Genomic DNA, 22,324 nt, shown 5'->3' on the forward strand with positions numbered 1-22,324 from the left:
CTAGCCTTCGTCCGCGACGAGGACGGTCTGCAGACGTGCCAGGACGGGCTCTGGCACGTCGATGAAGGACAGGCCCACCTCGAAGCGGGCCACGGCGTCCTTGGGTAGTTTGATGGCCCAGACGATGCGCGCCGTACATTCCAGCGAGCTGCCATCCGGGAGGAACAACTCCAGATCCAGGCGCGAGCCCACGTCCTGCGGCTCATCCGAGTAGATGCGCGCGCCTCCGAGGCTGACGTCGAGCACCTGCTTCTTTTCGCCCACCTTCATGCGCGCGGGGCGCGAATAGAGGGGCGCGTGGATGCGGGGGAAAGCGCGGCGATCGATGTGAGAGGTCATCTGGAGTGTCACGTTCCGCCATCCTAACGTGCCTGTCACGAAACGGCATATCGCCCCCCCAGGCGAGGAGGCGGGCCGGTGGGTCGGCCCCCCTCCTCCGTGGGTTCGCGTCAACCCTACCCGGGAGTACCGCCCAGCCCCTCCAGCTCCGGCGCGTCCCGAGCGAGCTCGTCGCAGATGAGCGATTGGATGCGGAAGGCCAGCCGCGCCTCCTGGACCACCTCCTGGGCCTCGCCCTCCGTCAGCGGCACCTCGTCCAGCCGGGCCACCAGCCGGCTCTGGAAGGCGAGCAGCTCCGCGGCGGACACCGCGTTGTAGAAGGCCGTGCCCCGGCCGTTCTCCAGCTCGAACGCCTGCGCGATGAGCTCCGAGCGCTGGGGGGCAGTGTAGAGGTCCTGGACGCAGCGGGCCCACGCATGGGCGATGAGCAGGTGCGGGGCCTCGGCCGCCACTTCGCGGATCCGCTCGGCGTGCAGCCGCGTCTCCGCGCAGGCGAAGGGCTTCGTGCGCGTGTCGCCGCAGAACCAGTCCAGGTCCGCCAGCAACGCGGAGGCCCGCCGCAGCTCCGGCAGCCGCAGCACGCGCGTGAGCGGGCCGTCCTTCAGCACCGGCAGCACGGACTCCAGCGCCTCGTAGACGACGTGCAGCTGGCGCAGGTGGTTCACGTAGTGCCGCGCCCGCACGAACTGGCCATAGACGCCGCCGTTCCACGAGCCTTGGAAGAGCGCTTCCAGGAAGGTGGACTGCTCCGCCTGGCGCCGAGCGATCCCCGTCCCCTCCTCCAGCCGCAGCGACAGCCGCTGCGTGGACGGGAGGCCCTCGAGGGCCGTGGACGCGGAGGACAGGCGCTTGTCCCTCGCGGAGCGCTCGAAGCCGCCCCAGCGGAGCGTCCCCCGGACGGTGCTCACTGCTTCCACCCGCCGGTGGGCGCCCCGTGGGCGGCGGCGGGAGCCGGCTCCTGCGCTTCCGCCTCGTGCGCGGGCGCGTGCGGCATCTCCAACTGGTGGATGGCCTCCACCAGGGTGTGGCCCAGCGCGCGCAGGACGTCCTCCTCCAGGCGCAGCGTCACCGGGCCCACCGCCAGGTGGATGTGCCCACAGCTGCACCGCGTCACTTCAGCGCACGGGCCTCGCGCCAGCACCGCCCTGCAGCATCCCTGACCGAGCATCGCGCTCTCCATATGATTTTGATTATCGAAATCAAAATCATGAAGCCACAACGCCCTTCCGCCGTCAAGCCCGGTCCACCCCGTTCTGATCCGGAGACCGGTGGTCAACACCTCAAAGACAGACATCGAAACACCAGACAAAGACAAACATCGCAGTCAATTACATATGTCTTGATTTATTTGTTTCATGTCTCACGCCAATGGCGCTGGCTGCCTTTTTGTTCATGTAGGCACGACCCTTTCCGGCGCGGCGAAACTCCCTGAAGATTTGTTCAGGCCCGTTCAGGGGTGCTCGGGACGACGAACAAGTGGCTGAAGGTTTGTTCAGGTCGCGTTCAGTCGGAGAACGCGGTTAGGAAAAGACGACCATGCGGCGACCCCTCGTGCTGACGGCCTTCCTGGGCCTGGCGTGCCTCCAGGCCGGCTGCAAGTCCAACTCGACGAACGCCCCGGAGCCCTCCCTTTCGCTCCGGGACTCGAGGGCCAGGCGCCGGAGGTGACACAGTGGGCAGGCGCGGCCCCACGACCTCGTCTTCCACGAGCGCGACGGGCAGGTGTGGGTCTTCCTGTCGGAGAAGGACCGCGTCACGCGCTCGCGCTGGACGCCCGGTGAGACGACGCGCGGCGCGGTGGAGACCGTCGTCACGGGACTGCCGGACGCGTCCCTCCCGGAGCTGCACGGCGCCTACGGCCACGAGTTCAAGAACCTGGCGGTGGACTCACAGCACCGCGTGTACGTGGCCATCGCGTCCACCTGCAACGTGTGCCTGAGCGACACCACCAGCGACCCGCTGCGCGGCGCCATCTACCGGTGGGACTGGAGCGGCGGCTCACGCGAGCTGTTCGCCCGGGGCATGCGCAACGCGGAGGGCCTGGCGTGGGAGCCGGGCACCGACACGCTGTGGGTGGCGGTCAACAACCGCGACAACACGCCCTACCCGTTCGACGACGGCACCGGGCAGTACGGCAAGGTCATTCTGGAGTACGTGGACAACCACCCGCCAGAGGCCCTCACCTCCGTGCGGCAGGGCGGCCATTACGGCTGGCCCTTCTGCAACTCCAACCCGGACTCCCCCAGCGGCCTGAAGCACATGCCCCTGGACCGCGACTACAACCTGAACCGGGACGGCGCCAAGGCGGACTGCGCCGCGTTGGACAAGACGGACCAGGGCATCCAGGCGCACTCGGCGCCTCTGGGCCTGACGTTCTTCGACCATGGGGAGATCAATCCGGCGTGGAAGCGCGGCGCGCTGGTCGCCTACCACGGATCGTGGAACCGCACGGAGCGGACCGGCTACAAGGTCACCGTCTTCCCGTGGGACCTGGCCACGCACCAGCCCACGCAGGAGATGGACCTCGTCACGGGCTTCAAGAAACCGGACCTGAGCGTGTGGGGCCGGCCGGTGGACGTGGCCCTGGCCCCGGGCGGCGGCTTCATCGTCAGCGACGGCGCCGCCGGTGCTCTCTACCGCATCGCCCCCACCGCCCGGCCGTAGCCCGGCGGCGAGCGACTCAGCGCGACTCGCCGCGCGCCAGCTTCTCCACGTAGTCCGCGGGCAGCCCGGCGCTCGTCGCGCCACGCACCAGAGCCTCCACGAAGCGGGGGCTCACCGGCCCATCCGACGACGCACGGCGCGGGTTGGTCACGAACGCGGTGGCCTCCACCTCCTGGCCATCCACGCGCACGCGCACCGTGCGCTCCACGCACATGCTGGTGACGAAGCCCTCCTTGTGCTGGACGATGGGCCAGTCCTTGCCGGGGATCTCGAAGAGCCGCCCGTACACGCGCGCGCCCGGCGCGTCCGTCAGGCCCGCCACCCGGCCGCCCCACCAGCGCGACGGAAAGTCGTACACGAGGTCCACGTCCAGCGCCTCGGCGAGCTGGCCCTCCGGCAGGTCGAAGAAGCCGTAGCTGTGCTGCTGCCTCCACTCCTCGAAGGCAGCCCGGTCCAGGATGGTCGAGTACGCGAAGTAGCGCCGGGGCGCGTTCGCGTCCGCCTGCTCGCGCGCCTTCATCACCTGGTCGTAGTGCGAATCCATTGTGTGTCCTCCCGCCTCTACCGCTCGCCTTTGCCGCGCGACAGGGCGCCGTCGCGGAACGCGCCCAGCACCCCGCCCACGTCCAGGCGGGACGTCTTGATGAACAGCCGCAGCGCGCGCTCCACGTGGTCGGACAGCACGGCCATGCGCTCCAGCCGCCGCAGCTTCTCCGCCTGCACGCCAGCAGCACCCTCCGCCAGCCGGCGCGCTTCGGACAGGTCCGCGCGGATGCGGGTGACGAAGGCGGCCTCGCGCTCCTCCACCACGTGCGTCACCATCCGCACCAGGTCCGTCTCCGCCGCGTAGCGCCACACCGTGTCCCGCGGCACGCGCACCCGCTGGACGACGCCCCAGTGCTCCAGGTCGCGCAGCAGCATGGACACGCCGCCCTTGGACAGGTCGAGCTCGCGTTCAATCTCACCGGCCGTCAGCGGCTCGCCGCGCAGGTAGAGCAGGCCCCACACGCGGCCCTGGTTGCGCTTGAAGCCCCAGAACTCGATGACGTTGCCCACCGCTTCCACCGCGATGGCTTCCCATGGCGCCAGCCGTCCGTTCTCCGGCGGCGCGACGGTCTTCTGGCTCCCGGGATCCCCCCCCGTCCACAGGTAGCCCTTCATGCAGCGCGTCCCTTCACCTGCTCCGCGATGCCCTCCGACAGCCGGTGCGCCCAGCTCATCAGCTCCGCTCCCGCGGCGTCGTTCGCGAAGGGCCCCAACTTGTCGAGCGCCGCTTCGATTTCGACGTTCATCATCTCCATGGACGCCTCCACCGCGCCGGCGGCCTCGATGGCGGCGCCAATCTCCCGGGTGCGCTCCGGGGTGATGACGGAGAACGCCCACGCGTCCTTGAGCTTGCGGCGCAGGGACTCGTCCCGCGACACCGCCAGCAGGATGGGCAGCGACGGAGTGCGCGAGTGCACGTCCGCGTACCGGGGCTTGCCCACGTCCGTGCCCAGGATGTCGCGGATGTCGTCGGCGATCTGGAACGCCACGCCCAGGTGCCGGCCAAAGGCGTCGAAGCGCGCAGTCGCCTCCGGCTTGTCCGCCAGCGTCGCCGCGGCCTTGCCGCACCAGCCGAACAGCGACCCCGTCTTGCCCTCGGCGATGTAGCGCAGCCGCGTGAGCGGCAGGTTCATGTCGCCGCGCGCCTCCACCTCCGCGATGGCCGCGCGGGTCATCTCCGTGACGATGGCCAGGCCGCTCTGCACCAGCCGCGCGTCCAGCAGGGAAAGCCGCGACAGCGCCGTGGACAGGATGAGGTCGCCGCTCATCACCGCGACGATGTTCCCCCAGCGCGCGTTCACCGTCGGGCGGCCCCGGCGGAACATGCCCGCGTCCACCACGTCGTCATGCAGCAGGCTGGCCGAGTGGATCATCTCCGCCGCCACACCCACATCCACCAGCCGGGCGGCCGGCACACCCACCACGCCACCAAACAGGCGGACGAGCATGGGGCGGGCCCGCTTGCCGCCGGCCCCCAGACACAGATGGCGCGCCGCATCCATCAGCGTGTCGCCCTTCACGTCCGGGCCGACGTCGCCATCCGCGAGCAATTCGGTCAGACGCTGCTCCACCTGCCCCAGAAACTCCGTCAGCTCGTGAGCGACATCCATGTGCGCGGTCTCCTTCCGGGTCGTTCATATAGTTCAAGACCGCGTGAACTGCACCTGAATCCCTTCTGCCCTCCAAGCGAGCGGACAGCAGGCTGAAAGCGACGAATAAGGCCGGTTGGTGGCCGGGCGGGCTCGGGGGACTCCTTGGAGGTCCGATTGAGAGGGAATGCGAGGCCGTGGGAAACGAATCCCAGTGTCCGCCGCCTTCCGTCGCCGCCTCGTCCAGAGCTTCGCTTCCCTCGCCACCGGCGTCCCCCTCTTCCGCCCTGGCACCTCGCTGCCCGGTGCGTCCGCGCCCCTCCTGGGGGCCCCTCCGCCCCCGGACGGCCACCGCGGCCCGCCCCTGCACCGGCGCCTGCGCGCGTCGCTGAAGGTTTCCATTGTGGAGGGGATGTTCGCGGAGGTGTTCACCGCGTGCGCGGGTCCTACCGTGCTCACCGCGTGGGCCATCGCGCTGAAGCTGGGGCCCTTCCTGGTGGGCGTGATGACGGCGCTGCCGTTCTTCGCGCAGTTCGTGCAGTTCCCCGCCGCGTGGCTCACCCTCTGCTTCGGCCACCGGCGGGTGGCGCTGACGGCGGTGTGCCTGTCCCGGCTGGCCCTGCTGCCGATGGCGCTGTTGCCGTGGCTGGGCCTGTCCCTGGAGGGGCAGCAGCACCTGCTGCTCGCCGTGGCCGGGGCGTCCGCGCTGCTGGCGGTGGTGGGCAACAACGCGTGGGTGGCGTGGATGGGGGAGCTCGTCCCCGGCGCCGTGCGGGGCCGCTTCTTCGGCAAGCGCACCGCGCTCACCACGCTGATGGGCACTGGCGCGTCGCTCACCGCGGGCCTGCTGATGGACCGGCTGAAGGGGTTGGACGGGGTGGGCATGGCGCTGCCGCTGCTGGCGCTCGCCGCGTGCGTCATGGGCGTCGTCACCACGCTGATGATGGCCGCGCAGCATGACCCGGCGCCCCCGGGCACTTCTCCGAAGCTGGAGCTCAAGGCGGCGCTCCTGCCCTGGAAGGACGACGGGGCCCGCCGGGTGCTTCTGTACCAGGTGGCGTGGAACGCGGCGGTGGGCGTGTCCGCGCCCTTCTTCGCGCTGCACAGCCTTCAGAACCTCAAGATGACCTTCGTCATCATGGCCCTGCACGCGGCGGCGGTGGCGGGCGTGCGCGTGCTGACGGCGCCCCTGTGGGGCCGCGCCATCGACAAGCTGGGGGCGCAGCCGGTGCTGATGCTCTGCTCGCTGGGCATCAGCGCCATCCCCATGCTGTGGCTGCTGCCCTCCGCGGGGACGCTCTGGCCGCTGCTGTTCGACGTGCTCCTGGCGGGGGCGCTGTGGAGCGGCCACGGCCTGGCCATCTTCGCGCTGCCGCTCACGGTGGCGCCGCGCCGGGGCCGGCCCTTCTACCTGGCGGCCTTCGCCACCGCGGGCGGGCTGGCCTACGCGGCGGCGGCGGCCCTGGGCGGGGCGCTGGCGGCGCGCGTGCCCCAGCAGTTCATGCTGGGCGGCCACCTCTGGGTGAACCTGCACGTGCTCTTCGTCGTGTCGTCGGTGGCCCGGCTGGGGGCCGCCTTCCTCGCGGCCCGGGTGAACGAACCCGGCGCCGCCACCACGCGCACCGTGGCCCAGGTGGTGGAGCGGTTCGCGCCCCGCCTCCGCCCGGTTACAGCCGGTAGTCGCGCACCATCGCCGCCACGCGCTCCGACAGGAGCTTGAGCGACACGGCGGACTCGCTGGTGGTGGCGATGCGCTTCACCGTGTCGCCCATCACCGTGTTGAGCTCGTTGACGGCGGTGAAGATCTGCTCGATGCCGGTGGCCTGCTGGTTCACCGTCTGCGAAATCTGACGGGCGGACACCACGCTGTCCCGCACGATGGAGGACAGCTGGCGCAGCGTGTCCCCGGACGTGCGCACCTGGGCCAGGCCCGTCTCCATGCGCTGCGTGCCCGCGGCCGTGATCTCCACCGTGGCGAAGATGGCGGTGCTGATGTCCGCCAGGATGCCGCGCACCTGGTTCGTCGCGCGGATGGACTGGTCCGCCAGGCCGCGAATCTCCCGGGCCACCACCGCGAAGCCCTTGCCGTGCTCCCCGGAGCGCGCCGCCTCGATGGCCGCGTTCACCGCGAGCAGGTGGGACTGGTCCGCCAGGTCCTTCACCGTCTCCGTGATGCCGGAGATCTGCTCGGTGCGCTCGCCCAGGGCCATGATGCGCTCGGCGATCTGCTCCACCTGCGCGCGCAGCGCCACCATCCCCTCGATGCTCTCGGTGATGGCGATTTCTCCCGTCTTGCCCAGCACCTCCGCGCGCTCCGCCACGTCGATGACCGTCTCCGCCGCGCGCGACGCCACCACCGACGTCTGGCGGATCTCCTGCGCCGTCACCTGCGTCTCCTGCAGCGCGGCGGCGTGGCGGGACACCATCTCGTTCTGCCGGCCCGCGGAGTCGTTCAGGTGGTCCACCGAGCCGCGCAGCAGGTCCGACGAGCCCTGCAGCTGCTGCAAGAGGTCCTTCACCTTGGACACCATCAGGGAGAAGGCCTTCGACAGCTGGGCCACCTCGTCCGAGCCCTCCACGCGCACCGTCTCGCGCAGGTCGCCGTGCTCCGCGATGCGCTGGGCGGCCGCCGTCAGCTGCACCAGCGGCGCCGCCACCCGGCGCGCCAGCACGATGCCCACGACGACGAAGAGCGCGAGCGCCAGCACCATCACCACGCTCACCCCGGTGGTGATGGCCCGCACCTGCGCGCGCGCCGACGTGCGGTTGAAGCCCACGTGCACGGTGCCCGCGCCGTTCGCGAAGCGCGAGCTCACGTCCAACAGCTCCGCGTCCCGCACGTAGAACGTCGCGTCACCCTGCGCGCGGGCCAGCCGGTCGCGCAGCTCCCGCATCGCGGTGGCGTACTCGCCCGCCACCGCGCGCAGCTGCCCGGTCCCGTCGAAGACGGCCACGTAGGCCACCTGGTGGTGGCGGACCGCCTGATCCAGCACCGCCTGGAGCGCCTCCGTCTGGCCCCCGGGCATCGCCGCGGGCAGCGTGGCCGCCAGCGCCGCGGGCAACGCGCCTCCCACGTCCCGGCCCTGCGCCTCGAAGGCGGAGCTGACGCGCGGGATGAGGTAGCCGAAGAAGAGGACCGTGAAGAACAGCGCCACCAGCAGCGGCGCCAGCGTGAGCTTCTGCGAAAGGGAGAGTCGCATCCGGGAGCGGCGCCAAATCCAGAGGAAGTCTGGGAAACGTAGCCCCCCTGGACCATCCAGTGAGGTGCTGCATTGTGGACATCCCAGAGGAGCCGGCGCAATGGCTCCGCGCATCCCAGCCCGTGAAAGTCAGACACCGCGCCCTGGGTAGCGACGAACCCGGGGCGCGGGCGTCATCCCGGCTTGAGTCAGCCGGCCTTGCGGTTGTTGGACGGCGCGCTCTCGTCCCACTTCTCCATCAGGGTGTTGGACGGGAGGGTCTCATCCAGCAGCTTGCGCGCGGCCTCGGCGCCGGTGACGGGCAGGCCCTTGCGGTCAATCAGGCCCAGCTGGACGAGCACGGCGGCCTGATCCCAGTAGATGTGCTCGTGGTAGAGCTTGTCGCCGCGGAAGTTCACCACCGCGACGAAGGCCGCCTCCACGTACTTCCCGGTGGGCGGGATGCCCGGGAGCATCCAGTCCATCTCGATGTCGTGGGTGAAGCTGAAGATGAACTCGTCCACCACGCGGTCGGCGCCCACGGTGCGCGACAGCAGGGTCATCTTCGTGTCCTTGGGGTTGGCGTGCACGAAGTGGTTTTCGTAGAAGCGGTGCAGGTACTCCGCGCCCACCCCACCCGTCATCACCGGCACGCTGTTGACGTACGGGTGCGACACCATGGTCTTCATGGTCGCGTCCGCGTCCCGCGCGGCGAACTCCAGCTCCGTGTGCTTGTCCCACAGCGCGGCCAGGTCGTAGCGCGGCCCCATCACGCGCTTGAGCAGCGCGAGGGTGCGCGTGTGCGCCGTCATCATCGAGGGCCGGTTCCAGGCCGGCGAGCCCTCGCGGAAGAAGCCGTGGCGCACGCCCTGGTACACGTACAGCTCCACGTCGACGCTGACGTGCTGCTTCACCCGCGCCACCGCGGCCGGGGGCACGAAGCCGTCCCACTCCGCGTAGTGGAGCACCATGGGGGCCGCGTTCTCACCACCCTGCGCGAGCACGTCCTCCATGCCGGGCGCGCAGTAGGCCACCGCGCAGTCCACGTGCGCGTGCGCCGCCAGCTGCGCGGCCAGCGTCCCGCCCAGCCCGTAGCCCAGCGCGCCGACCTGCTTCTTGCCCCGCAGTCCCACCACCTCCGGTAGCGAGCGCGCCCAGGCCACCACCGGCTTCAGGTCCATCTCCTCTGGTTCCCCTCGCGAGGCGAGGTCGGGCACCACCACCACGTAGCCCTCTTCACTGAAGCGCTCGGCCATCAGCTTCAGGTGGGCGTTTCCCTCGAACGCCTCCACCATCAGCAGCAGCAGGGCCGGACCCGTTCCAGAGGCGGGGCGTCGCACCCACGCACGAATCGGGTCGCTTCCTTCCACGGGAATCCACGTCGAGTTGTCGTTCATTTGTCGCGCACCCTCCCCAAAGCGGACACATTTTACGTCCGGACGGACTGCCTCCCGGACGTCTGGCATTGTAGCAAACCCTCCACATGCTTGCCTCATCTTATGAGAGGTTTTGATGTGGATGGATTGTTGTATGCATTTCATGTGCAGTAATCAGCCACCACTGCAATGCACTGCCCGTGACGCGAACGGCCTTGTGTCTCACGCCGTCATCGGCGTGGAGGCGCCCGCGCACGCGGAGTGCGCGCGTGTCTCAACCAAAGCCTGACGCGGAAGACACAGAGAGAAGATCGTACCGGCGTCCGGGGTCGATTCCACCCGGAGGGTGCCGCCGTGGGTCTCCACGATGCTACGCGCGATGTAGAGCCCCAGGCCCAGGCTCTCGCGCTGGCCCGGGCCGTCGCCTCGGCGGAAGGGCTGGAAGAGCGTGGGCAGGAGGTGCGCGGGGATGGGGGCCCCGGCGTTCTGGACCTCCAGGTGGACGGTGTCCGCGCCCTGTTCATAAGTGCGCAGACGCACGGGCGTGTCTCGCGGGCTGTACTTGAGCGCGTTGTCCAGGAGGTTGGCCACCACCTGCGCCAGCCGGTCCAGGTCCCACACGCCCGGGAGGCTGTCGCGGGCGAAGTCGCACAGGATGGAGCGCTCCGGTTTCGCCGCGCGCAGCTCGTCCACGAGCTTGCGGCACAGCTCGTTGAGGTCGCCCGCGCCCGGCACCACCGGGATGCCGCCGCCCACGCGCGCACGGGTGAAGTCCAACAGCTGATCCACGATGCGCTGGATGCGCTCGCCGCCCCGGGCCACGCGCTCGAAGGCCTTGCGTTGGGCCTCTGGCAGCGGCTCGCGAGACAGCTGGACGTGGGCCGTGGTGAGGATGGCCGCGAGCGGCGTGCGGATGTCGTGCCCCACGATTCCCACCAGCTGCTGCTCGAGCTCCGCCGCGCGCTGCAGCTCCTCCTCCACGCGGCGGCCCTCCGCCAGCTCCAGCGCCTGCTGCCGCAGCATCTCACCGCGCAGGTACAGCTCCACGAACACGGACACCTTGGCGCGCAGGATGTTCGGATCCACGGGCTTGAGCAGGTAGTCCACCGCGCCGTATTCGTAGCCGCGGGTGACGTAGGCCGCCTCACGGCTGAGCGCGGTGATGAAGAGGATGGGCAGGTGCTTCGTGCGCTCGCGGGTGCGCACCAGGCGCGCCGTCTCCAGGCCATCCAGCCCCGGCATCTGTACGTCCATCAGCACGCACGCGTACTCGTCCAGCAGCAGCGCCTTCAGCGCCTCGTCGCCGGAGCGCACCGACACCACCTGCTGGCCGAGCGGCTCCAGGATGGCCTCCAGGGCGAGCAGGTTCGCCGGCGTGTCGTCCACCAGGAGGATGCGCGCGCGGGGCGCGTCGGGCGCGCTATCGGTGCGGTGGTGAGACGACGGATCGGAGACGGCGGTGAGCACGGGCGTCCTGGGAACGGAGGGCTTCAAGGAGGCGTTCACTCGGGTGTTGGGGGTGGAGCGACTTGCGGGCGGACACGAAGCCGGGACTCCGGGGGTCCGCCGGATGTCGGGCGCCCGCTTCCAACACAACCCCTTCGCCGCCTTGTTCCCTGCACCTGTATTCAAAAGCCACAGCAAGACAGGAATTCGTAATCAAAACTGACCCGTTGCAATTCCTGTCAGGGGCGTAGACTCCGCGTACATGACGCTCCCGGCTCCTCGCACCCTGCTGCTCGGCCCCACTGACTTACGCGCGCTCGTGGAAGGCGTGGGTCTGGACGTCCTGATGGACGAGCTCATCCACGCACTCACCGTGGCATTGCGGGAGTTCGACGAGTCCGTCCTGCAGGTCCCCAAGCGGGAGGGCTTCCAGGTGGTGAGCGACTCGCGGCCTTCCGGGACGATGGGCTGGATGCCCGCCCTGCGGCGCGGGGACAGCCTGACCGTGAGGGTGTCCGCCTCCCTCCCCGGCAACCGGGGTGACTCGGGAATGCCCACGCTCGTCGCGTCCCACAGCGTCTATGACGTGAAGACGGGCCATCTGGTGGCGGTGATGGACGGGGTGTTCGCCACGGCGCTGCGCACCGGCGCGGCGTCGGCGGTGGCCAGCCGCTACCTGGCGTCTCCGGACAGCCGGGTGCTGGGGCTGGTGGGCTGCGGCGCGCAGGCCGTGTCTCAGTTGCATGCGCTCAGCCGCGTGTTCCGGTTGGAACAGGTGCTGGTGCACGACATCGATCCGGACGCGGCGCGCTCCTTCGTGCGGCGCGTGGCGTTCCTGGGGCTGGACGTGCGGCCCACGCTGCTGCCGGACCTGGAGATGCGCTCGGACATCCTCTGCACCGCGACCACCGTCGCACCGGGCGCCGGGGCCATCATCTCCGGCCACGCGCTCCAGCCGCACGCGCACGTCAACGCGGTGGGCTCGGACCAGCCGGGCAAGGCGGAGCTGCCCCTGGCGCTCTTGCGCCGCAGCCTCGTCGTGCCGGACTTTCCCGCCCAGGCGCGCCTGGAGGGAGAGTGTCAGCAGCTCCACCCGGACCAGATTGGCCCGGACCTGGCCACCGTGGTTCAGCAGCCGGAGGAGTTCGAGGGCTGGCGCGAGCGCAACACGGTGTTCGACTCCACCGGCCACGCGCTGGAGGACCACGTGGTGACGCGCCTGCTGTTGGACCACGCGCGCCGCATGGGCCTGGGCACCCTGGTGGCGCTGGAGGCACTGGGCGGGGATCCGTTGGATCCGTACTCGCAGGTGCGGGGTGACGTGGCCGGACGCGCCGAGTCTCCGCGCCGCGCCACCGGCAGCTGACGGACCCGAGGACACACGCGGACAGCACCGCCCCGATGCCCGGCCTCCACGCCGGGCGTCGGGGCGGTTTCGTTTCACTCCCGGCACACAACTTCCCGCACACGCCGCCGATAATCGCGAAAGCAGCAGCTATCCACTATTCCTGGAATCGTACACCATGACCGTCCGCGCCCCGACCCCCCGCGCTACCGCCAACGCGACCGCGAGCACCGCCGCCACGGCCCCCCGCACCGCCGCTCCCGCGCGCGCGGCGGCCGCGTCCACGGCCCTCACGGCGCCGCCCGCGGGCCTGGGCAAGGGTGACTCCGGGGCGAAGGTGAAGCAGCTGCAGCAGGGGCTGGTGAAGCTGGGCTACATGACGCAGGCGCAGATGAACTCGGGCGCCGGCTCCTTCGGGCCGCAGACCGAGGCGGCGGTGAAGAAGTTCCAGACGGCCAACAAGATCTCCGCCACCGGCTACTACGGGACGCAGACGGCGGCGGCGCTGACGAAGGCGCTCAAGGCGACGACGCCTCCGCCCACCGAGCCCGGGAAGTTCACCAAGCCCGCGGTCATCAGCGCGCCCTCGCCCAACAGCGACTCGCGCAACGGCGCGGACATCGACACCATCGTGCTGCACCACACCGGCACCAACAACGGATCCGGGGACCTGGCGTGGATGCGCAACCCGGACAGCAAGGTGTCCGCGCACTACATGCTGGACCGCGATGGGAAGATCTACCAGCTGGTCGGCGACACCAAGCGCGCGTGGCACGCGGGCAAGGGGGAGCTGCACGGCGTGCCCACGGACGTGAACGCGCGCTCCATCGGCATCGAGATCGTCAACGACGGCAGCGGCAAGACGGCCTTCACGGAGGCGCAGTACAAGGCGTTGACGCAGCTCGTGGGCTACCTGAAGCAGGAGTACGACGTGCCGGCGAAGAACATCGTCGGGCACAAGGACGTGGCCGTGCCCAAGGGCCGCAAGGATGACCCGGCGGCGAACTTCGACTGGTCCCGGCTGCGCAAGGGCATTGGCGGCTGAGCAGCGCTCCTCGCGCTGCCCGCCCTGCCCTCACGACGTGCGCACTTCCACCGGAGCGTGCTAGAAGACCGCTCCAGTGCTCCGACTCTGGCTCTTCATCTGCCTGATGCTGCTCGCTCCCATCGGGGGCGGGCTCGCGCATGCCTTCGGGCCGGCGCAGCAGGCGGAGACGTGCCTCACGGGCTGCGCGGATGACGACGCGCAGGGCCAGTGCGCCCCCACCTGCGTGGACTGCGCCTGCTGCACGCACGCGAAGCCCCTGGCCGTCGCCGTGCCGCTGCCGGGCCTCATGGGCTCCCTGTTCCGGGAGCCTCCCATCACTCCCGAAGCCTCGGAGCCGTCCTCCGCCGAAGCGGATGACATCCTGCACGTCCCCATAGTTCCTCTCGCTTAAGGCCCGCGTCCATCGTCGTTCGCACGCGCCCCGCCACCGGTGCGCCCGGCCTCCTGCCCGGGTGCATGGGTGCGCGCGGCCCGCCTTCCGCAGAGGTCCTCTTCCGTGCCCATCCGTTCCGCGACGGCCGCCCTCGGGCTGGCCGCCGTCCTGCTCTGGCCGCGCCCTGGTGGCGCGGATCCATCCCGCATCACCCTCCAGGACGTCTTCACCCTGGCGCGCGAGCACGCCCCGGCGCTGGTCGAGGCCCGGGCCCGCGTCCGCGCCGCCCAGGGCCCCCTGGCGAGCGCCGCGCCGCTCCTGCGCGAGAACCCCCAGCTCGACGTTCAGGTAGGCCCGCGCCGGCTCCCCAATGGCGTCTACGGCCTGGACCTCGCGTTGGGCCTGTCGCAGCCCTTCGAGCTGGGCGGCAAGCAGGGCCTGCGGCGTGATGCGGCGCGCGCGGGCCTGTCCATGGAGGAGGCCCGGCTGCGCGACGCGGAGCGGCTCCTCTTGGGAGACGTGGCCGCCGCCTACCTGCGTCTCCTGCAAGCCGGGGAGCGGAAGAAGCTGGTGGAGGCCGCGGCGGAAGCGGCGGCGCGCACCGTCAAGGCCACGGAGCAGCGCTACGCGGCCGGTGACGTTCCGGCCGTGGACGTGAACGTGGCGAAGGTGGCGCACGCCCGGGCGCGCGCCGACCTCCAGGTCGCGGCCGGCGAGATCTACGCGCTGCGAGAGGAGCTGGAGGTCCGCGTGGGCTACCGCGCGAGGCCCCTGGTCACCTACGACGATGATCTGCGGTCCATCGCGCGGGCGCCCGTCCGCGAGGTGCCGGACGGCGCTGGAGCGCGCGCGGATCTTGTGGCCCTGGAGCAGGAGCAGGTCCAGGCGACGGCCGCCGCGACGCTGGGCCGGCGCCAGGTGCTGCCGGACGTGACAGTGGGCGCGCGCTACCAGAAGGAGGCGGACGAGACGGTGTTCCTGGGAACGCTCAGCGTGCCCCTGCCCCTCTTCGCTCGCGGCCAGGAAGCGCGCCTCGTGGGCGAAGCGGATGCAAGCCGCGCCGAGCAGGAGCTGACCGCCGCGCGCACCGTCGTGCCCGCCCAGGTCCAGGCCGCGAAGTATCGCTACCGCGCGAGCCTCGGCGCCCTCGGGGCCCTGGAGCAGATCCTCCCGCTCCTGGACGACAACGAGGCGCTGGCGCAGCGCTCCTATGACGCCGGGGAGATGGACCTCGCGGCCTTCCTCCTCGTCCGTCGCGACACGCTGGAGGCGCGGGCCGCGTGGCTCGAAGGCCTGCTGCGATTGGCCCTTGCTCGTGTGCAGTTGGAAGTGGAAACGGGAGTCCTGCCATGAAGCCCACGCTGCTGCTGCTGTCCGTCCTCGTGGGCCTCACCGCCTGCAAGTCATCCAAGGCGGAACACGACGATGCGCACGAACACGGCCACGACGAGGGAGCCAAGGAGAAGCTCCACGTCGAGTCCGGTGACGTCATCCACGTGCACGTCCCCCAGGAGATGCTCCGGGACCTGCGCGTCACCACCGCGAAGGTGGAGGCCCGTCCGGGCGGAGAGAGCGTCACCGCGCTGGGCGAGCTGACCTTCAGCGAGGACGCCTACGCGGAGGTGGCCTCGCCGGTCTCCGCGCGCGTGGCCTCCGTCGCCGTGACGACGGGCCAGACCGTGAAGCAGGGCCAGCGGCTGGCGGAGCTCCAGAGTCCGGAGCTGGGCCGTGCCCGCGCGGACCTCCAGGCCACCCAGGCCCGCGCCACCGCCGCACGGCAGGCCGCGGACCGAAAGCGCACGCTGGCCGAGGAGCGCATCGTCGCGCGCAAGGACGCGCAGGCCGCTGAAGCGGATGCCGCCGCCGCGGAGGCGGAGGTCGCCGCAGCGAAGGCCGCGCTCGCGGCGTTGGGGGCGGGCAGCGCCAGCGGTGAGGGCACGTCCGGCTTCGTGCTCAAGGCGCCCATCGACGGCACCGTCGTGGAGCGCACCGCGCGGTTGGGGCAGATGGCCGACCCGTCTCAACCGCTCTTCCGCGTGGGCGACCTGTCGTCGCTGTGGCTCATCGTCCACGCGTTCGAACGAGACGCGGTGCGCCTGAAGCCCGGCGCGGACGCGCGCGTCACCTTCGCCGCGTTCCCGGGCCAGGAGTTCACCGCGAAGGTGGGCCACGTGGGGCAACGGGTGGATCCCCACAGCCGCACCATCCCCGTGCGCCTGGAGCTGGACAACGGCAAGGGGCTCCTGCGGCCGGGCATGTCCGCGTCCGCGTCCATCCCGCTGGGAGAGCCGGGCGCCACGCTCACGGCCGTGCCCGCGGCGGCGCTCCAGCGGCTGGAGAACGGCTGGGTGGCGTTCCTGCCCACGCCGGAGGCCGGCGTCTTCGAGCAGCGTGAGGTGGGCCGGGGCCGCAGCCTGGGCACACAGGTGGAGGTCCTGAAGGGGCTCGCCGTGGGCGACGAGGTGGTGGTGGAGGGCGCGTTCCTGCTCAAGGCCGAGGTGGAGAAGTCCCAGGGCGGAGGTGACGAGCATGGCCACTGATCCGAGCACGACGCTGCCGGGGCGCATCCTCCGCGCGTCCTTCTCGCGGCCCGGGCTGACGGTGCTCGTCGTCCTGGCGCTGGCGGCCTTTGGCGTGATGGCGCTCCGCAACCTGCGCCAGGACGTGTTCCCGGATCTGTCCGCGCCCATCTTCAACGTCATCGTGCAGAACGCGGCCATGGGCGCCGAGGAGCTGGAGACGGCGGTGGCCATCCCCATGGAGGTGGCGCTGGCGGGCCTGCCGGAAGTGCGCCGCATCCGCTCCACCTCGCAGCTGGGCGTCACGCAGGTGACGGTGGAGTTCGAACCGGACGCGGACTACTTCCGCAGCCGCCAGTACGTGGCGGAGCGCGTGGCGCAGGCGGCGGGCGAGCTGCCACCGGGCACCGACACGCCGCTCGTGTCCAGCCTCACCGGCCGGCTCAACGAGGTCTTCGAGTTCACACTGGAGGCGGAGCCCGGCAGCGCGGACCTGATGGCGCTGCGCGACCTGGCGGAGTTCGACATCAAGAACCGGCTGCTCGCGGTGCCCGGCGTCGCGGGCGTGGAGCGGCTGGGCGGCTACCTGCGCCAGTTCCAGGTGCTGCTGGATCCGGATCAACTGGTGGCGCGAGGCGTCACCCTGGACGAGGTGCAGCACGGCCTGGAGGGCGCCAGCGTCAACGCCTCCGGAGGCTTCATCACGCAGGGCCCCATGGAGTGGGCCGTGCGCGCCGTGGGCCGGGCGGAGACGGTGGAGGACCTGAACAACACCGTGGTCGCGCTGCGCGACGGGACACCCGTGCTGCTGGGAGACGTGGCGGACGTGCGCGAAGCCCCCGCGCCGCGCCGGGGCATGGCGCACCGGTTGGATGGCGAGGTGGTGAGCTGCCGCGTGAGCAAGCAGTTCGGCGCGGACACCGTGCTCGTCACCGAGGGCGTGCGCGCGGCCATCGACGAGCTGCGACGCTCGCTGCCGCCGGGCGTGCAGCTGCGCGTCGTCTATGACCAATCGGAACTGGTGGGCTCCGCGCTGGGAGGAGTGGGCCGGGCCATCCTGCTGGGCGCGTTCCTGGTGGTGGGCGTGCTCTTCCTGTTGCTGGGGGACTGGCGCGCGGCGCTCATCGTCACGCTCACCCTGCCCCTGTCGCTGGCACTGGCGGGACTGCTGCTCAAGGCGGCGGGCATCGGGTTGAACACGATGACGCTGGGAGGCCTGGCCATCGCGGTGGGCCTGTTGGTGGACGCGGCCATCATCGTCGTGGAGAACGTCATCCACGACCTGCGCGAGGGCAAGGGCCGCCGCTCGGTGCGCGACGAGGCGCTGGCTGCGGCGATGGAAGTGGGCCGCCCTATCGCCTACGCCACGCTCATCGTCGTCTCGGTGTTCATCCCGCTCTTCGCGATGTCGGGCATCGAGGGCCGCATGTATCAGCCGCTCGCGGCGGCGGTGGTGGCGTGTTTGGCCGCGTCGCTCGCGCTGGCGCTCACGCTGGTGCCGGTGGTGTCGGGGCTGCTCTTGCGCGCGCCGCGTGAGGACTCGCCGGAGGACGTGTGGGTCATCCGCAAGGTGAAGGCCGCGTACGCGCCAATCCTGGACAAGTGCATGCGCCACGCAGGCCTGGTGCGCGTGGTGGCGCTGGCCATCACCGTGCCCGCGCTGGGCCTGGCCTTCATGGTGGGCAGCGACTTCATGCCCCGGCTGGACGAGGGCGCGTTCCTGCTCCAGACGGTGCTGCCGGCGGAGGCGTCACTGGACGAGGTGGATCGCCTCAACCACCGCGTGGAGGACGTGCTGCGCGAGTTCCCGGAGGTGGAGGACGTGGTGCGCCGCACCGGCCGCGCCGAGCGCACCGAGGACCCGATGCCCCACACCCTGTCCGACGTGTTGGTGGTCCTCAAGAAGGACACTCTCGGAGGCCGCGAGACGCTGGAGTCGCGGATGCGCGAGGCGGTGGGGAAGGTGCCCGGCGTGTCGGTGCTCTTCACCACGCCGCTGGGGATGCGCATCGACGAGGGACTGGGAGGCAGCCCCGCGGACCTCTCCGTCCGCGTCTTCGGGCCGGACCTGGACACGCTCTCGGAGCTCGCTGAGCGCACGCGCGCGTTGATGTCGAAAGTGGACGGAGTGGAGGACCTGCGGGTGGAGCGGCTGAGCGGCCTGCCACAGCTGCGCATCGCGGTGAACCGCGCGGCGGTGGCGCGCGTGGGCCTGACGCCCGGCGACGTCATCCGGGCCGTCCGCGTAGGGCTCGTGGGTGAGGAGTCCGCGCAGATCTGGCGGGGCCAGCGCCGCTATGACCTGGTGCTCCGGCTGGCGGACCACCGCCGGGGTGACGTGAACGCCATCCGCAACCTGCTGGTGGACGGACACGACGGCACGCGCATCCCGCTGAGTCAGCTGGCCACCATCGAGGAGACCTCCGGCGCGGGGAGCGTGCGCCGCGAGGCTGGCAGCCGGCGCATCGCGGTGGAGGCGGGCGTGTCCGGCCGAGACCTGGGCAGCACGGCGGCGGAGGTGCGGGAGGTGCTGGCCACGCAGCTGAAGCTGCCCACGGGCTACTTCGTGGACGTGGGCGGCAAGGTGGAGAGCCAGGAGCGCGCGGCGCAGGCGTTGACGGTGGCCATCGCCCTGGCGCTGATGGCGGTGTTCGTCCTGCTCTACCTCGCGCTGGACTCGGTGGCGGAGGCGCTGGTCATCCTGGCCACGCTGCCGGACGCGTTCGTGGGCGGCATCCTCGCGCTGCTCCTCGCGGGCGAGACCTGGAACGTGTCCAGCCTGGTGGGCCTCATCGGCCTGTTCGGCATCGCGGTGCAGAACGGCCTGGTGCTCGTGGCGCAGACGAAGGACCTGATGGGCCGGGGCAAGCCCTTCGCGGAGGCCGTGCGCGAGGCGAGCATCGGCCGCGTGAGGCCCAAGCTGATGACCGCGGGCACAGCCATCCTCGGGTTGCTGCCGTTGCTGGTGTTGCCGCTGCACGGGACGGAGATTGAACGTCCGCTGGCGGTGGTGATGGTCGGCGGGCTCGTCACGTCCACCCTCTTCACGCTGCTGGCCCTGCCCACGTTCTACGCGCTGGTGCACGGGTTCCAGGAGCGGATCAAGGCGCGAAGGGCCGCGCGAAAGGTCCCGGCATGAGCCTGTCACCGGAAGCGATGGACGCGCTGCTGCGCCATCACCACGCGTTCCTCGCGTTCCTCACGCCGCGCGTGGGGAGCCAGGAGGCAGCGCGCGAGGTGCTGCAGGCCGCGTTCGTGAAGGGCATGGAACAGGGAGGCTCGCTGCGCGAGGAGCAGAGCGCGGTGGCCTGGTTCTACCGGCTCCTGCGCAACGCGCTGGTGGACCGCCACCGCCGGGGCCAGCGGGAGGTCACCACGCTGGAGTCCCTGGCCCACGAGCAGCCGCTGTCCACCGAGGACGCCAACGGCCTGGAGGCGACGGTGTGCGGCTGCGTGGCGGGGCTCGCGGGGACGCTCAAGCCCGAGTACGCGGAGGCCGTGCGCCGGGTGGACCTGGAGGGGCTCACCGTGGCCACGTACGCGCAGGAGGCGGGCATCTCCGCCAACAACGCCGCCGTGCGCCTGCACCGCGCCCGGAAGGCCCTGGGCGAGCAGCTGGTGGAGCTGTGCGGCCATTGCTGCGCGCAGGGCTGCGTGGACTGCGACTGCGCGCCCGCGTGAAAAACCAGGTGTAAGAGCGCGCGGGGCCGGGCGTCAGCCTGGGGGAACGCAGCTGGAGGTCTCCCATGGACGTCGCCACCTTCACCCGGCCGGCCCTGCCCGCCGCCACCCTCGCCTTCCTCCTCTTCGCCATGGTGTTGCCGTCGGTGCGCCTGCGCCGCCGCACGGGCCGCCCGGCGCTGGTGCTGCACCGCTCCGGCCCGCCGCTCCAGCGGGTCATCGGCGCGGGCATGGCCCTGTTCATGGGGGCCATCGTGCTCTGGAGCGCGGCGCACCTGGCCATTGGTGAGCAGGCGTTGGGCGTGTGGCAGGTCCCTGGCGCGCTCCGATGGACTGGCTGGGCCCTGGTGGCCGTGGGGTTCATCTTCACCGTGCGCGCCCAGGTGGAGATGGGCGCGTCGTGGCGCATCGGCATCGACTCGGACCGGACGGAGCTGGTGACGGGAGGCCTCTTCGGCGTCGTGCGCAACCCCATCTTCAGCGGGATGCTCGTGGTGGTGACGGGCATGGCGCTCGCGACCCCGAGCGCGTGGACCGTGATGGGCTGGCTCGACTACGTGCTGCTGGTGTCGCTCCAGGTGCGGCTGGAGGAGGAGCACCTGCTGGGCCTGCACGGCGGCACCTATCAGCGCTACGCGGCGCGCGTGGGCCGCTTCATCCCCGGTGTGGGGCGGCTCGAAGCGCCCGGCCTGGACGCCGCGCCGCGCATCACAGTGTGACGTTGGCGGTCACACCTCGCACGAAGTGCCCATGCGAGCGTGTTCCTTCGGACGCCGTCATTCCGTGGGGTTGCGCTACCTGACGCGATGGCCCGACCCTTGCTCAACAGGGCACATCCTTTTTCGAGGTCTCGTGTGCATTGGAAATCCCCCTGGCTCTTCGTGGTTCTGCTGCTCGGTGGCTGCGCGTCCATCCAGAAGGAGCGCGGCCACATGGAAGTGGCGGCGCTCGTGGAGGAGCGAACGGGTTTGAAGACGCGTTGGAATCAGGGGACGCCGGAGGACGCGCAGGTGCAGCAACACCTGGATGCCCTGCTGGCCGGCGACCTCACGTCGGACCGCGCGGTGGAGGTGGCGCTGCTCAACAACCCCGCGCTCCAGGCGACGTACGAGGACCTGGGTGTGTCCCAGGCGGACATGGTGCAGGCCGGGTTGCTCACCAACCCGTCCTTCGACGGGAGCATCGGCTTCCCGCTGTCCTCGGACGGCATCACCGAGACCGAGTTCTCCATCGTCCAGAGCTTCGTGGACCTCTTCACGCTGCCCTTGCGCAAGCGCGTGGCGAAGGAGCAGTTCCACGCGGACACGCTGCGCGTGGCGCACGAGGCGCTGGCCACCACGGCGGAGGTCCGACAGGCGTTCACGGAGGTGCAGGCCCGGCAGCAGCTGGTCGCGCTGCGCCGCGAGGTGTTCCAGGCCGCGGACGCGGCGGCGGACCTGTCCAACCGTCAGCGCGCCGCGGGAAACATCACGGTGCTGGCCCTGGCCACCGAACAGGCCTCGCTGGAGCAGGCGCGATTGGAGCTGGCCCAGGATGAGCTGGCGCTGGTCGAAGCGCGCGAACACCTCACCCGCCTGATGGGTCTGTACGGCGCGAGGGTCCAGTGGACGCTGGCGCGGAAGCTGCCGGAGGTCCCCGCCGCCGAGTCCTCGTTGGAGCGCCTGGAGACGCTGGCCATCGAGCAGCGGCTGGACATCGACGCGGCCCGCAAGCAGACGTCGCTGTTGTGGAACGCGCTGGAGCTGGCGCGCAGCACGCGCTTCTTCGGCCGCGTGGAGGTGGGCGTGCACACGCACCGCGACGCGAACGGGCCGCGCCTGCTGGGCCCCACGCTGTCGCTGGAGCTGCCCATCTTCGATCAACGTCAGGCGCTCATCGCGAAGCTGGAGGCGCAGCACCGCCAGGGCGAGAACCGGCTGACGGAGCTGGCCGTCAACGCCCGCTCGGAGGTGCGCGCCGCGAGGGCGAAGCTGGTGACGCTGCGGAACATGGCGGAGCGCTACCAGAAGGTCGTGCTCCCGCTGCGCACCACCATCGTCGAGGAGTCACAACGCCAGTACAACGCCATGCAGATCGGCCTTCCCGCCCTCCTCCTCGCGCGACGCGAGCAGGTGGAGGCCTGGAGGGCGTACCTGGAGACGGTCCGCGACTACTGGATGGCGCGAGCCGACCTGGAGCGGCTCGTGGGAGGACGCCTGCCGTCCACCGCCGCGCCCGCC

Annotated in this window: 21 protein-coding genes; 12 read left to right on the forward strand and 9 right to left on the reverse strand. The window is 70.9% G+C overall.

Going from position 1 to position 22,324, the window contains the following annotated elements; all coding sequences use genetic code 11:
- From D7X99_RS27635 to D7X99_RS27645, 3 genes are all read right to left on the reverse strand, one after another.
- Positions 1-351 (reverse strand): PilZ domain-containing protein, encoded by a 351-nt coding sequence (locus D7X99_RS27635; RefSeq protein ID WP_233613777.1) that lies wholly within the window; start codon positions 349-351, stop codon positions 1-3.
- A gap of 104 nt (positions 352-455) precedes the next feature.
- Positions 456-1,247: a heme oxygenase (biliverdin-producing) gene (locus D7X99_RS27640; RefSeq protein ID WP_121780401.1), complete on the reverse strand. Its 792-nt coding sequence runs from the start codon at positions 1,245-1,247 to the stop codon at positions 456-458.
- Positions 1,244-1,507, reverse strand: coding sequence for a hypothetical protein (locus tag D7X99_RS27645; protein ID WP_120576236.1), 264 nt, complete (start codon positions 1,505-1,507; stop codon positions 1,244-1,246). Before D7X99_RS27645 ends, D7X99_RS27640 begins: the two co-directional genes overlap by 4 nt.
- 368 nt (positions 1,508-1,875) lie before the next feature.
- Here D7X99_RS27645 and D7X99_RS44325 point away from each other — a divergent pair, with 368 nt between their 5' ends.
- Together D7X99_RS44325 and D7X99_RS27650 are read left to right on the forward strand one after the other, a co-directional pair.
- On the forward strand, positions 1,876-2,007 hold the full coding sequence (locus D7X99_RS44325) for a hypothetical protein (RefSeq protein WP_255429624.1): 132 nt from the start codon (positions 1,876-1,878) through the stop codon (positions 2,005-2,007).
- 54 nt (positions 2,008-2,061) lie between these two features.
- A complete protein-coding gene (locus tag D7X99_RS27650; protein WP_121780402.1) occupies positions 2,062-3,003 on the forward strand; it encodes a sorbosone dehydrogenase family protein in 942 nt (313 codons plus the stop codon).
- A 16-nt stretch (positions 3,004-3,019) separates the two neighbouring features.
- On the opposite strand, the gene D7X99_RS27655 is transcribed toward D7X99_RS27650, so the two are convergent.
- Genes D7X99_RS27655 through D7X99_RS27665 form a run of 3 tightly spaced genes read right to left on the reverse strand, consistent with a single transcriptional unit; the run spans position 3,020 to position 5,159 of the window.
- Positions 3,020-3,547, reverse strand: a complete 528-nt coding sequence (locus tag D7X99_RS27655) for a gamma-glutamylcyclotransferase (protein WP_121780403.1) — start codon at positions 3,545-3,547, stop codon at positions 3,020-3,022.
- Positions 3,548-3,564: 17 nt separating this feature from the next.
- Positions 3,565-4,164 (reverse strand): GbsR/MarR family transcriptional regulator, encoded by a 600-nt coding sequence (locus D7X99_RS27660; RefSeq protein WP_121780404.1) that lies wholly within the window; start codon positions 4,162-4,164, stop codon positions 3,565-3,567.
- Entirely contained in the window at positions 4,161-5,159 is a 999-nt protein-coding gene (locus tag D7X99_RS27665; RefSeq protein ID WP_121780405.1) for a polyprenyl synthetase family protein, read from the reverse strand. Before D7X99_RS27665 ends, D7X99_RS27660 begins: the two co-directional genes overlap by 4 nt.
- A gap of 166 nt (positions 5,160-5,325) precedes the next feature.
- Between D7X99_RS27665 and D7X99_RS27670 the strand changes: the two genes are divergently transcribed.
- Positions 5,326-6,858, forward strand: a complete 1,533-nt coding sequence (locus D7X99_RS27670; protein ID WP_121780406.1) for an MFS transporter — start codon at positions 5,326-5,328, stop codon at positions 6,856-6,858.
- Here the strand turns inward: D7X99_RS27670 and D7X99_RS27675 are convergent.
- The 3 genes from D7X99_RS27675 to D7X99_RS27685 all read right to left on the reverse strand — a co-directional run bounded on the left by D7X99_RS27675 (position 6,806) and on the right by D7X99_RS27685 (position 11,187).
- Positions 6,806-8,338, reverse strand: a complete 1,533-nt coding sequence (locus D7X99_RS27675; RefSeq protein ID WP_121780407.1) for a methyl-accepting chemotaxis protein — start codon at positions 8,336-8,338, stop codon at positions 6,806-6,808. The two genes, D7X99_RS27670 and D7X99_RS27675, sit on opposite strands and share 53 nt — an antisense overlap.
- 188 nt (positions 8,339-8,526) lie before the next feature.
- Positions 8,527-9,714 (reverse strand): alpha/beta fold hydrolase, encoded by a 1,188-nt coding sequence (locus D7X99_RS27680; protein WP_233613778.1) that lies wholly within the window; start codon positions 9,712-9,714, stop codon positions 8,527-8,529.
- 201 nt (positions 9,715-9,915) lie between these two features.
- Positions 9,916-11,187, reverse strand: a complete 1,272-nt coding sequence (locus D7X99_RS27685; protein ID WP_211484211.1) for an ATP-binding protein — start codon at positions 11,185-11,187, stop codon at positions 9,916-9,918.
- Positions 11,188-11,401: 214 nt separating this feature from the next.
- Here D7X99_RS27685 and D7X99_RS27690 point away from each other — a divergent pair, with 214 nt between their 5' ends.
- The 9 genes from D7X99_RS27690 to D7X99_RS27730 all read left to right on the forward strand — a co-directional run.
- Positions 11,402-12,505, forward strand: a complete 1,104-nt coding sequence (locus D7X99_RS27690; RefSeq protein WP_121780410.1) for an ornithine cyclodeaminase family protein — start codon at positions 11,402-11,404, stop codon at positions 12,503-12,505.
- Between the two features lie 157 nt (positions 12,506-12,662).
- Positions 12,663-13,529, forward strand: a complete 867-nt coding sequence (locus D7X99_RS27695; protein WP_121780411.1) for an N-acetylmuramoyl-L-alanine amidase — start codon at positions 12,663-12,665, stop codon at positions 13,527-13,529.
- 76 nt (positions 13,530-13,605) lie between these two features.
- Positions 13,606-13,923 (forward strand): hypothetical protein, encoded by a 318-nt coding sequence (locus D7X99_RS27700; RefSeq protein WP_121780412.1) that lies wholly within the window; start codon positions 13,606-13,608, stop codon positions 13,921-13,923.
- A 105-nt stretch (positions 13,924-14,028) separates the two neighbouring features.
- On the forward strand, positions 14,029-15,258 hold the full coding sequence (locus D7X99_RS27705; protein ID WP_121780413.1) for a TolC family protein: 1,230 nt from the start codon (positions 14,029-14,031) through the stop codon (positions 15,256-15,258).
- Complete coding sequence (locus tag D7X99_RS27710) at positions 15,255-16,445, forward strand: efflux RND transporter periplasmic adaptor subunit (protein ID WP_121780414.1); 1,191 nt, start codon at positions 15,255-15,257, stop codon at positions 16,443-16,445. Before D7X99_RS27705 ends, D7X99_RS27710 begins: the two co-directional genes overlap by 4 nt.
- Entirely contained in the window at positions 16,435-19,563 is a 3,129-nt protein-coding gene (locus D7X99_RS27715) for an efflux RND transporter permease subunit (RefSeq protein ID WP_121780415.1), read from the forward strand. The genes D7X99_RS27710 and D7X99_RS27715 overlap by 11 nt, the downstream gene beginning before the upstream one ends.
- Complete coding sequence (locus D7X99_RS27720; protein WP_121780416.1) at positions 19,560-20,105, forward strand: RNA polymerase sigma factor; 546 nt, start codon at positions 19,560-19,562, stop codon at positions 20,103-20,105. Before D7X99_RS27715 ends, D7X99_RS27720 begins: the two co-directional genes overlap by 4 nt.
- 65 nt (positions 20,106-20,170) lie before the next feature.
- Positions 20,171-20,824: an isoprenylcysteine carboxylmethyltransferase family protein gene (locus tag D7X99_RS27725; RefSeq protein ID WP_121780417.1), complete on the forward strand. Its 654-nt coding sequence runs from the start codon at positions 20,171-20,173 to the stop codon at positions 20,822-20,824.
- A 162-nt stretch (positions 20,825-20,986) separates the two neighbouring features.
- A partial coding sequence (locus D7X99_RS27730) for a TolC family protein (protein ID WP_147476282.1) occupies positions 20,987-22,324 on the forward strand: 1,338 nt, incomplete at its 3' end.

Source organism: Corallococcus sp. AB032C, assembly GCF_003668935.1.
Classification (GTDB): Bacteria; Myxococcota; Myxococcia; order Myxococcales; family Myxococcaceae; genus Corallococcus; species Corallococcus exiguus.